This is a genomic window from Paenarthrobacter sp. NPDC090522 (assembly GCF_044769225.1).
Classification (GTDB): Bacteria; Actinomycetota; Actinomycetes; order Actinomycetales; family Micrococcaceae; genus Arthrobacter.
On record NZ_JBIVXL010000013.1, the window covers coordinates 52,708 to 68,421 of the forward strand.

Genomic DNA, 15,714 nt, shown 5'->3' on the forward strand with positions numbered 1-15,714 from the left:
CTCCACCAATGAGCTACCCGAAAGGATTCGAAAATGCCCACCATCGCAGGTACCAACCCGTACACAGGTAAACGACTGGAGCCGATAGCGACAGAGAGCAGCGACGTCGATGTCGATCGCATCGCGCGTGGTTCGCGTTCAACATTCGGTTACTTACGGAAGCTCGGCCGGGAAGGACGTGCGAGGTTGCTGGAGTCAATCGCGGACGCTGTAGACATTGGGGCTGAGGGACTCATCAAAGCTGCCGATGAAGAAACCGGCATAGGGACAACACGTCTTGCAGCTGAACTCAACCGCTCCACCTACCAGATGCGGTTCTTTGCAGAGGTCCTGCGTGAGGGCAGCTACCTGGAGGCGACCATTGACACAGCCGGGCAGAGTCCCATGGGGCCTAGACCGGACCTCCGAAGGATTCTGCAGCCCATCGGACCTGTAGCCGTGTTCGGCTCCAGCAATTTCCCCTTCGCCTTTTCCATTTTGGGCGGTGACACAGCATCAGCCCTCGCCGCTGGCTGTCCAGTTGTCCTCAAAGCCCACAGCTCACATCCAAAGACTTCCGAACTCTCACACGATGTCATGGTGGCTGCGGCGAGGAACTTCGGGGCACCAGACGGAACCATCGGGATCGTCTTTGGTCAAGATGCCGGCAGCGCCCTTGTCAGACACCCACTGATTCAAGCGGTGGGTTTTACCGGCTCTCTGAGCGGCGGCACTGCTCTCCTGAACGTCATCAACAGCCGACCCCAGCCGATACCTTTCTACGGCGAGCTCAGCAGTCTGAACCCATTGATTGTTACGCCAAACGCGGCAATGGAGCGAGGGGCAGAAATTGGCGCCCGGCTCGCGGCCTCCATCACAACATCGGCCGGTCAGCTTTGCACCAAGCCCGGAGTAGCCTTTGTTTCGGAAGGACCGGATGGAGACGCCTTGGTGAGAGCCCTGGCGGAGGAACTCTCGGCTATTACCGTTGCCCCGCTACTGAATCAGCGCATCTTCGAAGAGTACGGCTCCATCACCAGCGCCTTGGATGACCTCGACGGTGTCCAACGGATCACTCCCAGGGTCGCTCAGGCCGAGAAGGGCTTCCACGTCAGTCCCGCTGTGTTCAGCATCAAGGCGTCGAAACTGGGACCGGAAGTAGTTCGCGAATGCTTCGGCCCCTCAGCACTCATTGTCCGGTACAGCACCCTCCCTGAACTGGAGAGCGCGCTCACCACCATGCTCGGCTCGCTAACCGTAACGATCCATTTCGGCACGGGGGACGAGAACCTAACGGCACGATTGACCGAGCTTTCCGTGCCGTTTGCAGGTCGCATTCTCTACAACGACTACCCCACCGGCGTGAACGTCAGCTGGGCACAGACTCACGGCGGGCCGTGGCCGTCTACAAACACACTCCACACTTCGGTGGGGTCGACTGCAGTCCGTCGGTTCCTTCGGCCAGTAACGTTTCAAGACGCACCTGCCTCACTGCTTCCCGATGAGCTCCAGGACGGGCCCAACACGATTCCACGGCGCATGAACGGCCGGTTGACACTGCCCGATGGGCCAACGTCACGATAGAACTCTGCGGCCCGACTCGTACTACGCCCGATACCTTCCTAAGGTGAGCCCCTTTCGGAGGCGGCTCAAACCCAAACGGGGCAGCCGCCGTCGTAAGTTGACGGCTGCTGCCCCGCAGCGAACAGACGCTTACGACGCCGGTCGGGAACCTGCTTCCGCGGGCTTGGCTTCCGCTGTGGCAGGGTGGGCCGGGGGACCCGCCTTCCGGTAACGAAACACGCCGATGCCGACCACGACGACGGCCAGGGCAAGCGAAAGGAACAGCGACTGGCGGGTGGATTCGAGGATCACCATGCCCACAATGAGTGCCACGATGCTGGCGATCGCAATCCACGTGAGGTACGGGAAGAACCACATCTTGAGTTCGAGACTCTTTGCGGCATCGCCCATGCGGCGGCGAAGGATGAGCTGGGATGTGGCGATGACCAGCCAGACGAACAGGGCGATCGCGCCGGAGGTGTTCACCAGGAACAGGAACACGGTGTCCGGAGCCAGGTAGTTCAGGCCAACGGTAATGAAACCCACCACGGTGGAAGCGAGGACGGCGGCTGCCGGGACACCGCGCTTGGAGATCTTGGTCCAGGACTTGGGCGCATCTCCACGCTGCGAAAGGGAGAACAGCATGCGGCTCGCCGTGTAGAGGCCAGAGTTCAGGCAGGACAACACCGAGGTCAGGACCACGATGTCCATGATGGTGCCCGCGCCAGGGATGCCGTACAGCTCAATGACTGCGACATACGGGCTCTTGGCCACGGAGGCACTGTTCCAGGGCAGGAGGGTAACCACGATCGCGATGGACCCGATGTAGAAGATGAGGATCCGCCATACCGTGGACTTCACGGCTTTCTTCACCGCGTCTACGGGGTTGGCGGATTCACCGGCCGCGATGGTTGCGATTTCGGCGCCGAAGAAGGAGAACACCACCACCAGGATTCCCGCCAGGACGGCACCCGGACCGTTCGGCATGAAGCCGCCCTGGTCCAGCAGGTTCGCCACGCCCGGGGCGGAAACACCCGGGAACAGGCCAAGGATCGCAGCGATGCCTGCGAGGAGGAAGATCACGATTGCTGCCACCTTGATGGACGCGAACCAGAATTCGAACTCACCATACGACTTCACCGAACCAAGGTTGGTCAATGTCAGAAGGACCATCAGGACGAGGGCCCAAACCCACTGGTCTACACCTGGAACCCAGCGATGCATGATGGCGGCACCGGCGGTCGCCTCGATGCCGAGGACGATGATCCAGAACCAGGCATAGAGCCAGCCGATGCTGAAGCCGGCCCAGCGGCCCAGGGCCTTGTCCGCATAGGTGGAGAAGGATCCGGTCTCGGGATTGGCGGCAGCCATTTCGCCGAGCATGCGCATCACGAGAATGACCACAAGGCCCGCGGCCAGATAAGCCACGAGGATACCCGGACCTGCTTGCTGGATCGCGGCGCCGGAGCCCACAAAGAGACCTGCACCGATGACGCCGGCAATGGCGATCATGGACAGGTGGCGGGGCTTCAGTGACTTGGAAAGTTGTTGGTCAGCGTGCATGGATGAGCGCCGTCCTTAGTGTTCTGGGAAAGGCCCTCGACTGATGTGCACTGGGCCACTTGGCTTTCCACACTAGCCAGCGAGGTTCCGGCCTAAGCTGTGCGAACGTACATTTTGATGTTGAGCGAAACAGGAGGATGCACAAAATGTATAGCTTGAGGCATCATTTGTTTCGCTGCAAGCACTATCGAAACGAGCCTGAAACGACTCCTTGACGCTTTAGCCTATGGGTCCGGTCACACCGCGCTTGCGAAGAACCTCTCAACAACCGTCGCCAGCAAGTGCGGGTCCTCCACGCCACACAACTCCCTGGCGGAGTGCATGGACAGCAGCGGAACGCCCACATCAACGGTCCGGATGCCCAGCCGCGTCGCAGTGAGCGGACCGATGGTCGAGCCGCACGGAATGTCGTTGTTGGAAACGAACTCCTGGTAGCGCACACCCGACTCCTCGCAGAGGCGCGCCCACAAAGCGGCACCTGTGGCATCCGTGGCATAGCGCTGGTTGGCGTTGATCTTCAGCAGCGGGCCACCGTTCAGCAGTGGCCGGTTGGTGGGATCATGGCGCTCCGCGTAGTTCGGGTGGACGGCGTGGCCCGCATCCGCAGAAACACAGAACGACGCCGAGAAGGCCTGCCGCCGCTGGCTCACCGAAGCGCCGAAACCATCGGAAATCCGGGTCAGTACGTCCTCCAGGAACGGGCCACACGCGCCGGACCGGGAGTTGGAGCCGATCTCCTCATGGTCAAAGGCAGCCAGGACGGCGATCGGTCCATTGGCTGGCGCGGCGGCGGAGTGGGCGAGCAGCGCCACCAACCCGGCGTGGGTTGAGGAAAGGTTATCCAATCGGCCCGACGCGAAGAACTCACCGTTGGCCCCGAAAACTGCCGGCGCCTGCGTGTCTGCCACCACGACGTCGTAACCGCCGATTTCCGCAGCATCCACAGCTGCCCCCTCGACGCGCGAGGCGAGCAGGCCCAACAAGTCCTCCCCGGCGGGATCGCCCAGACCGAAAATGGGGTTCATGTGCTGCTGCTTTGAAAGGGTAAGGCCCTCGTTGACGGTACGGTCCAAGTGGATGGCCAGTTGCGGGAAGCGCAGCAGGGGCCCGGTGTTGGTCAGGTGCTGGGTGCCGTCACGCATCACCAAACGGCCCGCCAGCTGCAGTTCCCGGTCCAGCCACGAGTTGAGCAGCGGGCCGCCATAGACCTCAACACCCGCCTGCAGCCACCCGAACTTCCCGGTGGTGGGTTTGGGCTTGAGCTTGAACGACGGCGAATCAGTGTGCGCCCCGAGGATGTTGAAGCCGCTGGTTGCACCTGCGTTGGCCGGCGTGACCCAGGCAATCAGGGCACCGTCACGGATCACGTAGTAGTTGCCCGGGCCGCCCTCCCACGGTTGAAGCTCCTCAAGCCCGGTGAAACCCGCAGCATCCAAGCGTCGGGCCGCCTCGTGCACTGCGTGGAAACTCGACGGCGACGCCGAAACAAAAGAGCCGAGGTCCTGGATGTGGTCTGCTGCGGAGGCGTTCGAAGGCATGACCCCGAGTCTAGTCCCGCTGCGCCGACGCGCCGGGCTACACCGTGACGTTCAGTGCAGCCGTGTAGCCAGCGGCCACTGAGCCGGACATAGTCGCGAGTTGGTATATGCCGCCGTCGTCACCAAAGACATTGTCCGAAGTCAGCGTCGTGTTGGGGAAGTTCTTGGCGCTGCTCTCGTACCCGCTCGACGCATAAACCTCCTTGCAGGCCGCCTCCGTCAGGGCGATCTGGGACACGGCCAGGACTTGGCCCGCGGAGCTGGTGTTGCTCAGCGACTCAAATACTTCAAAGTGAATATGTGGCCACCGGCCGTTGTAGGCCCCTGGATAGATGGTGGTGAACGTAAGCTGCCCGTTGGCGTCGGTCTCCTGCACTCCGCGGAGGTAGTTCTCGTTTTCCAGGCCACTGTCGTAGAGGGAGTACTTCCCGTTCCGGTCGCAGTGCCAGGCGTACACAGCCGCGCCGGCCAACGGGGAGCAGCCGTTCGCGTTGTCCAGGAGGGTCAGGGTTACCGTCAGCGGTACCCCCTCGGCCTTGGTGGTGGAGGCGCCGAAGCTGGACGTGATGTCCTTGCGCACCACTCCCGAGGCCTCCAGCACATTGGGACCGTTGGAGCCATCGCCCGGGTACGGACCCACCGTCTCCTGGGGAATCTCCACGCCACATTCCGCGAAGGCCCTGGTTACCGTGCTCGTTGCGGAAGGCGAGGCGGTCGCGGTTTCAGTCGACGTTGCAGTCGACACCGCACTGGCGGAGGACGACGGCGTGGCGCTGCTGCCTCCCGTACCCGGCGTGCAGGCTGCCAGGGCTGCTGCCGTTCCCGCGCCGAAGAGGACACCCAGGGTCCGTCTGCGGTTCAGGATCGTTGACAGGTCAAATTCAAGTCCGCGATCGTGGTTGGGATGCGGCTGGTCGGCCTCCGTGGAAGCTTGCGTGGGGCGCTGGAGTGAAGTCATGCCTCCATCAAACGCGGGCAGCCTATGGCTTGTACATGGTGAAGCTGTGCCGGGGCTGTGGGTCAGTAATCCGGGTTGCTCGGGACCACCAGGCCCGTCTCATAGGCGTAAACCACCACTTGCACGCGGTCCCGCAGCTGGAGCTTGCTGAGGATCCGCCGGACGTGGGTCTTCACCGTGGCCTCGGACAGGAAGAACTTGTGCGCAATCTCGGCGTTGGACAGGCCCTCGGCGATGGTGGTGAGGATTTCTGTTTCACGCGGCGTGAGCTCGTCCAGGAGCGGATCCCGGTGCGGGGCTGGAGCCAGTCCCGGCGCATGCCCGCCACGGACATAAGTTTCGAGCAGCCGTTGCGTGACCCGCGGCGCCACAACAGCATCCCCGCTGGCTACCAGGCGCACTGCATGCACCAGTTCGGCGGGCGCCACGTCCTTGAGCAGGAACGCCGAGGCGCCGGCCTGCAAACCCGAGAAGGCGTACTCGTCGAGGTCGAAGGTGGTCAGGATAATCACCCGGGAATCCGAGCCTGCATCCGAAATCCGCCTGGTGGCCTCAATACCGTCCATGGCGGGCATGCGGACATCCATGAGCACCACGTCAGGGTGCAGCTCCGCGACCAACCGCACGGCCTCCGCCCCATCCGAAGCTTCGCCCACCACGGTGAAATCGTCCTCACCCTCCAGGATGAGCCGGAACCCCATCCGAAGCAGTGGCTGATCGTCCACCAACAGGACCTTAATCATGCTGTCCCCAGTCATTCTTCCCCCTTATCGCCGTTCCAGCGCAGCTGGGCGTGTACTGCCCAGCCGCCGCGTTTTCCAGGACCGGCAGTCACGATTCCAGCATAAATTCCCGCACGCTCACTCATCCCTGCGATGCCTTGGCCTGATCCGATGCTGCTCGCCAGGTCCCCGCCACCCTCCCGGGTTCCACGGCCGTCGTCGAGCACGTCAATGGTGACCAAATCGCCGTCGCGGGTTAACTGCACGTCCACCCGGCTCAGCGACCGGCCGTAGCGAAGGACGTTGGTCAGCGATTCCTGGACGATCCTGTACACCGTCAACTCGAACGCGGGGTCGGCGGGCAGCGCCGGGCCCGTATGGGCGTAGTGAAGGGGCAGGCCGGCGGTGCGGAACCCGTCCAAAAGCTTCCCCAGGTTATGGCCCGCCTCCAAGGGTGCCAAAGGTGCGGGCCGCCCGGAATCGTCACGGAGAACGCCCAAGACACGCCGCATGTCGGCCAGGGCGGCCCTGCCGGTCCTGGACAGCTCGTTCAGCACGTCGCCTGCGCGTTCCGGATCCTTCTTGACCACCACAGCAGCCCCATCGGAAAGGCTGATCATGACCGTCAGCGAATGCGCCACAACATCGTGCATCTCGCGGGCAATCCTGTTGCGCTCCGTAACCTTGCCCAGCTGCGTTGTCCGCGCCACCCACGCAGCAATTTCCGCCTCGTGTTCACGCCGCTGCCGCACCGAAATACCGATTCCAGTAGCCAGGAGGTTGGACAACATGATGGTGACGGCCGTGGCGATGTTGTTGATGAGATGGAAATTCTCCGGCACGTCCTGGAGCGTGTCCAGATTGGTGGGACTGGTCCACATGAACAGGTACAGGAGGCTCAACGGCAGGCTCGCCGCCACGAAAACCAGCAGCGCGAGAGGCCGCTTCTTCGCGGTCGCCACCGCATAGAGGGCGAACCACAAACCAGCAGAAACGTTCGAGCCCCACGGGTTGAGGATGGTGGCCGCCACTTCGAAAAGCACGACGGCGGTAACCACCTGGAGCGGATAGCGTCGCCTGAAAGCCAGGACAGTCGCAATCAGCAGCAACAGCGACATCGCCAGCCACTTGCCCTCGCTGCCGGACGCAATGATGGTGGGCAGGGCAAGGATCACGTAGCAAAGGACCACCACGGCGTCCATGGCCCGCGGACGCTCGTAGAAGTACCGCCGGACACGGCCGCGCCGCCGTTGGGCGATTTCGGCGAAGGACGCGTCGGCCGCTGTGGCCAACGCGTCCCTCGCCTGTGGAGCTTCAGTCATGGATCGAGCCTAGACCGCCTAGACGTCCCGCTTCTTGATGGCGAACACGGCGGGGATGAGGAAGAGCAGGATGTAGCCGAGGAAAACCAGCCCGCCCTGCCACGGATCCAGTACGCCGTCCGTGTGCCCGATCGCCAGGAAGCGACCGCCTGCCTCGCTGGGGATGTACTGGGGGACGTACTTCCAGAAGTCGCCGGGAACAAGGCTCAGGAACCCGGAAGCAATGGAAAGGACAAAGAAGAGGGCCACCAGCACGGTAACGCCGCCTGCGGAGTTGCGGAGCAGCGTACCCAGTGAGAGACCAATGAGGGCCACGCCTGCAACGTAGAGGCCACCAGTGAAGACGCTGTACATGACGCCGTCGGTGGACCAGTCGAGCTTGATGTCGAGGCCCTGGAACACCGGCATGGCGATCAGGAAGGTGAGGACTGCGGCGATGGTGGTGATCACGTAGGAAATGACCACCAGGAGCAAAGCCTTGGCCGCAAAAGCCGGAATGCGCTTCGGAACAGCGTTCATGGTGGACCGGATCATCCCCGTGGCGTACTCCGAGGAGATGAAGAGCACGGCCAGTGCACCGAGGACCAGGGTGCCGATTTGGATTCCGGCGTTCGGCAGGTTGTAGAGGTCGAATCCGGAGCCCGCCGGGAACTGCTGCGTGATCATCTCGGCAGTCACCGGCTGGCCGGCGTTCTTCGCTTCCTTGATCATCTGGTCTATAAACGTGAACCGGATGAGGACGGCCAGCGCACCGACACCCACGGTGGCAATGAGTGTCAGGGCCAGCAGGATCACCGTCGACGTGAGGGACCGGAGCTTGATCCATTCGGACTTCACAACACCGGCAAAGGTCACACCCCGCCCGGCGGCGGCTACATGGGCAGGTGCGTTCGTTCGGCTTTCAGTCATGGTGCTCATCGTCCTTACTTTCCTTCCGCTGCGGCGGCGACGGGCTCGCCAGTGAGATGGGAGTGATATTCGACCTCGTCCTTGGTGAGGTTGAAATAAGCCTCTTCCAGGGAGGAAACCTGCGGAGTCAGTTCGTAGATCAGAACCTGGTTGTCCAGTGCCACCTGGGCGATCTCACGAGGCTGCAGACCAACAACTTCCAGGGTTTCGTTCTCGTTCTGGTCCACACGGACACCGTCACCCACCAACAACGTGGACAGTCGGCTTGCCGCCGAAGTACGCACCAAGGTCTTGGCCTGCTGGGCGCCGGCGATGATGTCCTGCATGGGCGCATCGGCAATGATCCTGCCCCGGCCAATCACAATCAGGTGGTCCGCGGTCTGGGACATCTCACTCATGAGGTGGCTCGACAGGAAGACCGTCTTGCCTTGGCTGGCGAGGTAACGCACCAAGTTGCGAACCCACAGAACGCCTTCGGGATCCAAACCGTTTACCGGTTCGTCGAGAATCAGCGTCTGCGGGTCACCGAGCAACGCAGCCGCGATTCCAAGCCGCTGGCCCATGCCCAAGGAGAACCCACCGGCCTTCTTCTTGGCCACCGCGCCAAGGCCGGTCATTTCGATGACTTCGTGGACCCGCGACGTGGGGATGTGGTGGGTGGCAGCCATTGCCAGCAAGTGGTTGTAGGCACTGCGGCTGGTGTGCACGGCCTTGGCGTCCAGCAAGGCGCCCACTTGGTGCAGCGGAGCCTTGTGCTGGGCGTAGTGGAGGCCGTTGACCGTGACATCACCTGATGTTGGCCTGTCCAGCCCCATGATCATGCGCATCGTTGTGGACTTGCCGGCGCCGTTCGGACCAAGGAAGCCCGTCACCCGGCCAGCCTGGACCGTGAAACTGACACCGCCAACGGCGGTCTTTTCGCCGTAGACCTTCGTCAGGCCTTTTGCTTCGATCATGGAAGCGTTCCCCTCCCTGGGCACGTGTCCGTGCGGATGAGTCGTGAATGCGGATGAGTAGTGAATGTACTTAAAACGCTAGTCACACGAAGGAAGGAAGTCGCCTGTCTCAGGGATGATTCAGGGTTCAGTCAGGGTAATCCTCGCGGATGACCGAAACGGCTCAGACCGCCGGGTCGAGGGGTGAATAGACCCGCAGGTTCCGCGGCTTGACCACGAATTCGGCGCTGCGGACACCGGCTTTCGGCTCCCCATCGACAGCCAGCACCAACGGCTCCCCGATTGACTCGATGCGCACCTTGGTCCCCTCGGTCAGGTGGGTCACCCTGGATGCGGCCACAGTTCCCGTCACGGTGGCCCACAGCAGTCGGGCCCGCGCGAACGGCTCATCCGCAGTGATCATGCGCAGATCGAACAATCCGTCGTCCAGCACCGGACGTCGAAGCGGCGCGTGGTCCCTGGGGTAATACCTGCCCCGGCCCATGTACAGGATCCACAGCTTGTGCCTGACGCCATTCACCAACAGGGTGGTGGGGGAATTGACCGCGAACGTCCGCAGCGATGCCACCAGGCCGGCGAGGGGCTTGCCCAATGCCGGCTGCAACCGTTCACGGCGCCGGACAAGGTTGGGGTAAACCCCTACGCTGGCCGTGTTGAGCATCGTCAATTCGCTGGTTTCCGGCAGCTCCGGCAGGCCCCTCTGCATAACGACGCTGCCAAGATCCACCAACGCGCCAGACCCATCAGCAGCCGCTTTCAGGACGTCCTCCATGGATCCGACGCCGAGGTCGCGGGCAAAGTGGTTCAGTGTTCCGCCCGGCAGCACCAGGAGTGGCAGGGAATGTTCGACGGCGGCAGCTGCCGCCGTGCCAACGGTCCCGTCACCGCCCCACACGCCCAGGGCAATAATGCCGGCCCGGGTGGCCGCGGCCTCAATTTCGTGCCCGATGTCTTCGCCTTCGGCAATCTCATGAATATGCGCTTTGGGAAATATCTTTCGGAGAAGCTCGCCAGTCTCCGGCGAGTAGGAGCCGCCCATGGCATTGACCGCAATACTCAACCCATCGCCGTCGGATATCTTCGGGAGTTCCACGGGCGTCCGCCGCGGAGTGGGCTCCGGGGGCTTGGCCGGCCACCATTTCCGCGTCACGATGGCCGAACCCACTCCCAAGGCCGAACCCAGCACCACATCAGACGGCCAATGCGCACCCGTATGGACCCTCGAGTAGGCAACGCCGGCAGCAACGGGAGCCAGGGCAAGGCCGATGGCCGGTGAAACCAGCCCGGCTCCAACAGCAAACGCAACGGCAGAAGCGGAATGGCCCGACGGCATGGACGAACTGACGGGCTGCGGATTCACGAAACGGAAAACAGGCAGATGTTCGGGCAATGGCCGCCTGCGGGGGAGTGCCGTCTTGAAAACCAGGTTGGTCACCGCCGAGGCCACGCCAAGGGCAAGCAGGCCGTGCAAGGCAGCGCGGCGGGGCTTTCCCGGAACCGTGGCCATGAGGCCCGCGATGCCGAACCACAGTTTGCCCTTGGTGGCCGCTGCTGAGAGCCGCCGGAAGAAGTCGTCGTGCTCACCCTGGGGCTGGCGTGAGACAGCCCTCACCAGGAAGTGATCAAACCTGGCGACGTGCTTTGGACCTTTACGCAGGAAGCCTTGCATCTGACCAGCGTAACGCCGATGCCGACGGTTGCCCGGCGCCTCCCCGGCGGTTCCAGCCCCGGTGGCTACCATGAGTGGATGGCCCGCCTCCTGCAACCGCGTCAACGGCCCACATGGCAGATCGCAACACCGGCCGTGCTGTTGCTCACCGCTTTTATTGTTCCGGGCCTGCTCATCCTCGCGGGAAACGGCGAGCCGGCGTTCAACGGCGTGGACACGCTGTGGCAGGCTTACGTCTTCACCCTGCACACGCCCCTCTGGGACCAAGTGAATGTGGTGCTGAACAGCGTGGGCTACGTGGGGATGCTCGTCCTGCAGCTTCTTCTTGGCGTGATTCTCTTGCTGTGGCAACGGCCCAGGACGGCCCTCTTCGTGATGGTCGCGGGGGTGACTGCGCTTGCACTCACCCAGCTGGCCAAGGTAGTGGTGGGCCGCCAACGTCCCGAGGGAGCCAAAGTCCTGACTGACACGGGCTCATACCCTTCAGGGCATGTATCGGCCATCACCACCTTTTTGGTTGTCATGGTGGTGCTCATCGATCGGTTCTGGATCAAGGCACTGGCCGCGCTGGGGATCCTGGCCATGATGATCAGCCGGACCTATCTGTCAGCGCACTGGCTCAGCGATGTCCTCGGCGCCGCTTGCCTGGGGACGGGCCTTGTCCTGCTGCTGTGGGTGCCATTTCGCCGCATATGCATTGCCGAGAATGAAAGCACCGGCCCTATTTGGCGGGCAAAGGCTTCGCAACACCGGCAAGCAGCAGGGCCACAAGAATAGGCGCGCCAATAGCCAGCAGGGCGTTGTGGATGCCCGTGTGGTCACCCAGGTAGCCCAGCAGCGGGGGCCCGGCCAGGAATGCGACGTAGCCAATGGTGGAGACCACCGAGACGCGCGCTGCGGCGTGCCGCGGATCGTCCGCCGCAGCGGACATACCCATAGGGAATGCCAAGGCTGCGCCGATACCCCACAGGGCAGCGCCAACAGCCGCCAGGACCACGTTGTCCGCGAAGACAAACAGCGCCAGGCCAACCGCCGCGGCGGCCATGCTGGCACGGAGCACAGTTACCCGGCCGAACTTGTCGATCGCCTTCCCGCCCACGAACCGCATGGCCGTCATTGCGGCCACGAAGAGCGCGAAGAGCAGCGCACCCGTTGCCTCGGAGGAGCCAAGTCCGTCCACAGCGGCCTTGGCTATCCAGTCGTTGCCCGCACCTTCGGTCAGCGTGGCACCCAGGACGACCACGCCGATGAGCAGCGTCCTGCCATCCCGCCAGGCCGAGGGGCCCTTGGAAGCCGCCGGACCGCCGTCGTGCGTTTCAGCAACCGCAGCCTGGTGCGGAAGGAAGAATCGCGGGGCGGTAAGCGAGAGGGTCACGGCGATGGCTGCGATCACCAGCAGGTGCACGGGCAGGCCAACACCGATTTGGGAGAGCCCGGCGCCGATCAGGGCGCCAACGAACGCGCCGCCGCTGAAGGCCGCGTGGAATTGCGGCATGATGGTGCGCTTAAGCCGGTGCTCGACGTCGGCGCCCTCAATGTTCTGCGCCACGTCCCACAAGCCGATGCCAATACCGAAGAAAAACAGCGCAATGGCTGTCGCCGGAACCGAAGCAGCCATGAGCGAGAGGGCGATCGCCGTTCCCGCACCGCCGGCCACGATGCCCGCAAGCCTCACCGTGTTGGCGGTTCCGATGCGGCCTACCACCCACCCGGCCGAAGGCAGCGCAACGAGGGAACCTACGGCGGTGCACAACAGTAGGGTGCCCATCTGTCCCGAGGTGAGGCTGAGCGTCTCGGTCACGGCGGGAATACGGGCCGCCCAGCTGGCGAAGACCAGGCCGTTCATGCCAAAGACCAGGAATGTGGCGATGGCCGCGGCGTTCACGTTCGGTAAGGTTCGGGTGTTGGTGGTCATGCAATCACAACTTCCACGGAGAGTTTGTCGAGCCGGGCAAGGTCTTCTGGGGAGGGTTTGAGGTCTGTCACGATTACGTCCACAGCCTCCATGGCGGCAACCAACGCCACCGCGCTGGCATTCCATTTACTTCCGGAGCCTGCGGCGATCACCCGGGCGGCCGACTCGAGTCCGGAGCGCTTCACGGCGGCATCATCGAGGTCGTGCGCCAGGAGCCCGTCTTTGAGGTTGAAGGCGCAAGGGGTGACGATCGCGGTGTCGAAGCGCAACGAACGGATGTTGGATTCGGCCATGGGTCCACGGAATGATTGTTCGCCCGGGATAAGACGGCCGCCGGGCAAAATGAGTTCGGCGCGTCCCCCGGCCAGCGCGTCCACGCTGTGAAGGGACATGGGCATGACGGTGAGGTCGCGGTTGGACAGCCTGCGCGCGATTTCCGTGGCCGTGGATCCGCTGTCCAGCCACACGTGCTCACGGTCCCCGAGGAGGCCGTCAACAACCGCTGCGATCCGTAGTTTGGACTCGTACTCTTCAAGTTCACGCTGGCCGTAGCCCGGATTATCGCCGCGCGCCAACAGGCTGCGGGCGCCACCGTGGACCCTCTTCAGCACTCCGTTGGCCGCAAGGATCTCCAGGTCCCGCCGGATGGTGGCTCCGGAGGCACCACACTCAGCCACCAACTCGTCAACCGTCACCGCCTCGCGGGTGCGCAGCAGCTCCCCGATGTAGCGGTGGCGGTCGGCAGTCTTCATGGCTCCAGCCTAACAAGCAGACGCGCACTTAATCACTTTTTGTGATCATTTGCTCACCCCGGACGCTCTCTCACCTAACACCCCTCAAATAGGATCGCTCTCGCAGTGGGTGCGAGAGCGATCCGGTTGAAGGGCGATTCGGTGAGAGAGCGTCGGGTTAGCGGGCGCGCTCTACCCGCTTCTCGTCCCACACCGGCTCTTCGGATTCGTACACTTTGCCGTCCGAGCCGAACACCAGGAAACGGTCGAAGGACTTGGCGAACCAACGGTCGTGCGTCACGGCAAGGACAGTGCCCTCAAAGGCATCAATCGCCCGTTCAAGAGCCTCGCCCGAATGCAGGTCGAGGTTGTCCGTAGGCTCGTCGAGGAGCAGCAGGGTAGCGCCGGACAACTGCAGCAAAAGGATCTGGAAACGCGCTTGCTGGCCACCGGACAATGACTCGTACTTCTGCTCCGACTGGCCGGCCAATCCATACGAATCCAGCGCACCCGCAGCCGCTTCGCGGGGCAACCCGGACCGGTGCTCGTCACCCCGGTGCAGGATCTCCAACAAGGTCCGCCCCAAAAGGTCCGGCCGCACGTGGGTCTGGGCAAAGAACCCGGGACGGATGCGGGCACCAAGCTTGACGGTGCCTTCGTGCGGAACCTCGGCGATCACGACGTCGGACACCGGCAAATGCTCACGCTCGGGGTCGGTTCCACCGGTAGCGAGCAAACGCAGGAAGTGGCTCTTGCCCGAGCCGTTGGACCCCAGCACACCCACCCGGTCCCCGAACCAGATCTCCGTGGAGAACGGCTTCATGAGCCCGGTCAGTTCCAGTTTCTCGGCCACGACGGCCCTCTTGGCGGTCCGTCCACCCTTGAGGCGCATGCGGACGTTCTGTTCGATGGGCAGGGCCTCGGGTGGTCCTGCTTCCAGGAACTTGGCGAGCCGCGTCTGTGCAGCCTGGTACCGGTTGGCCATGTCCGAGCGGAACGCGGCCTTGTTCTTGTACATGTTGACGAGTTCCTTGAGCTTCACGTGCTCCTCGTCCCAACGCTTGCGGAGTTCCTCGAAACGGGCGTTACGGTCCGCGCGCGCCTCCACGTAGGAGCCAAAACCTCCGCCGTGAATCCATGCACCGGCGCCATTGATGCCCGGCTCCAGCGTCACGATCCGACCGGCCGCATTGTTCAGCAACTCGCGGTCGTGGCTGATGAACAGCACAGTCTTCTTGGATTCATTGAGTTTCGATTCCAGCCAGCGCTTGCCGGGCACATCGAGATAGTTGTCGGGCTCGTCCAGCAGCAGGAGCTCGTCCGGGCCGGCGAACAGTGCTTCCAACACGAGCCGCTTCTGCTCGCCGCCGGACAGGGTGGAAGCCCGGCGGAACTGTGCCTTGTCGAAGGAAATCCCCAGGGCGGCCATGCAGACCTCGTCCCACACGGTTTCCACGTCGTACCCGCCGGCGTCACCCCAGTCCACGATTGCCTGGGCATAGCGCATCTGGGTGGGCTCGTCGTCGTGCTCCATCATGGCCAGCTCGGCTTCCTCAACGGCTTTGGCCGCCTTGGCGAGGCCCGGCTGGGCGGTAGAGACCAACAGGTCCCGAACAGTGGATTCATCGCGGACCTGGCCCACGAACTGGCGCATGATGCCCATGTTTCCCGAGCGTCCAACCACACCTTCGTCCGGCGTGAGATCGCCCGCGATGATCTTGAACAGCGTGGTTTTGCCGGTACCGTTCGGGCCGATCAGCGCCGTCTTGGTGCCATCAGGAACCTTAAAGGTCACGCCGTTGAGCAGTTGGGTGCCGTCGGAGAGGAAGTAGTCGATGCCGGAAACGTCAATATGGGCCACTGCCCCATCTTCCCATGGTGGGAGTTAA

General features: G+C 63.2%; 13 protein-coding genes. 2 read left to right on the forward strand and 11 right to left on the reverse strand.

Annotated features, from left to right (window positions below; genetic code table 11):
• Positions 1 to 33: 33 nt before the first annotated feature.
• A complete protein-coding gene (locus ACIQT2_RS16720; protein ID WP_402948597.1) occupies positions 34 to 1,563 on the forward strand; it encodes an aldehyde dehydrogenase (NADP(+)) in 1,530 nt (509 codons plus the stop codon).
• A gap of 129 nt (positions 1,564 to 1,692) precedes the next feature.
• On the opposite strand, the gene ACIQT2_RS16725 is transcribed toward ACIQT2_RS16720, so the two are convergent.
• The 8 genes from ACIQT2_RS16725 to ACIQT2_RS16760 form a co-directional block, all read right to left on the reverse strand.
• Positions 1,693 to 3,105, reverse strand: coding sequence for an amino acid permease (locus tag ACIQT2_RS16725; protein ID WP_402948600.1), 1,413 nt, complete (start codon positions 3,103 to 3,105; stop codon positions 1,693 to 1,695).
• Between the two features lie 236 nt (positions 3,106 to 3,341).
• Positions 3,342 to 4,643, reverse strand: a complete 1,302-nt coding sequence (locus tag ACIQT2_RS16730; RefSeq protein WP_402948602.1) for a M18 family aminopeptidase — start codon at positions 4,641 to 4,643, stop codon at positions 3,342 to 3,344.
• A gap of 37 nt (positions 4,644 to 4,680) precedes the next feature.
• Positions 4,681 to 5,601, reverse strand: a complete 921-nt coding sequence (locus tag ACIQT2_RS16735) for an intradiol ring-cleavage dioxygenase (protein WP_402948605.1) — start codon at positions 5,599 to 5,601, stop codon at positions 4,681 to 4,683.
• A gap of 62 nt (positions 5,602 to 5,663) precedes the next feature.
• Positions 5,664 to 6,359, reverse strand: coding sequence for a response regulator (locus ACIQT2_RS16740; RefSeq protein ID WP_400334982.1), 696 nt, complete (start codon positions 6,357 to 6,359; stop codon positions 5,664 to 5,666).
• Positions 6,356 to 7,645: a sensor histidine kinase gene (locus ACIQT2_RS16745; protein ID WP_402948609.1), complete on the reverse strand. Its 1,290-nt coding sequence runs from the start codon at positions 7,643 to 7,645 to the stop codon at positions 6,356 to 6,358. The genes ACIQT2_RS16740 and ACIQT2_RS16745 overlap by 4 nt, the downstream gene beginning before the upstream one ends.
• A gap of 18 nt (positions 7,646 to 7,663) precedes the next feature.
• Positions 7,664 to 8,554, reverse strand: a complete 891-nt coding sequence (locus ACIQT2_RS16750; protein ID WP_402948612.1) for an ABC transporter permease — start codon at positions 8,552 to 8,554, stop codon at positions 7,664 to 7,666.
• A 14-nt stretch (positions 8,555 to 8,568) separates the two neighbouring features.
• On the reverse strand, positions 8,569 to 9,510 hold the full coding sequence (locus ACIQT2_RS16755; protein WP_397324191.1) for an ABC transporter ATP-binding protein: 942 nt from the start codon (positions 9,508 to 9,510) through the stop codon (positions 8,569 to 8,571).
• Between the two features lie 163 nt (positions 9,511 to 9,673).
• Complete coding sequence (locus tag ACIQT2_RS16760) at positions 9,674 to 11,179, reverse strand: bifunctional phosphatase PAP2/diacylglycerol kinase family protein (RefSeq protein ID WP_402948614.1); 1,506 nt, start codon at positions 11,177 to 11,179, stop codon at positions 9,674 to 9,676.
• Between ACIQT2_RS16760 and ACIQT2_RS16765 the strand changes: the two genes are divergently transcribed.
• Positions 11,147 to 11,956: a phosphatase PAP2 family protein gene (locus ACIQT2_RS16765; RefSeq protein ID WP_402948616.1), complete on the forward strand. Its 810-nt coding sequence runs from the start codon at positions 11,147 to 11,149 to the stop codon at positions 11,954 to 11,956. The genes ACIQT2_RS16760 and ACIQT2_RS16765 overlap by 33 nt on opposite strands.
• Here ACIQT2_RS16765 and ACIQT2_RS16770 read toward each other — a convergent pair.
• The 3 genes from ACIQT2_RS16770 to ACIQT2_RS16780 form a co-directional block, all read right to left on the reverse strand.
• Positions 11,901 to 13,094 carry an MFS transporter gene (locus ACIQT2_RS16770; protein ID WP_402948618.1) on the reverse strand — a complete coding sequence of 398 codons (1,194 nt, stop codon included), beginning with the start codon at positions 13,092 to 13,094 and terminating at the stop codon, positions 11,901 to 11,903. The genes ACIQT2_RS16765 and ACIQT2_RS16770 overlap by 56 nt on opposite strands.
• A complete protein-coding gene (locus ACIQT2_RS16775; RefSeq protein ID WP_402948620.1) occupies positions 13,091 to 13,846 on the reverse strand; it encodes a DeoR/GlpR family DNA-binding transcription regulator in 756 nt (251 codons plus the stop codon). The genes ACIQT2_RS16770 and ACIQT2_RS16775 overlap by 4 nt, the downstream gene beginning before the upstream one ends.
• A 157-nt stretch (positions 13,847 to 14,003) precedes the next feature.
• Positions 14,004 to 15,686, reverse strand: coding sequence for an ABC-F family ATP-binding cassette domain-containing protein (locus tag ACIQT2_RS16780; RefSeq protein WP_397324198.1), 1,683 nt, complete (start codon positions 15,684 to 15,686; stop codon positions 14,004 to 14,006).
• Positions 15,687 to 15,714 lie beyond the last annotated feature (28 nt).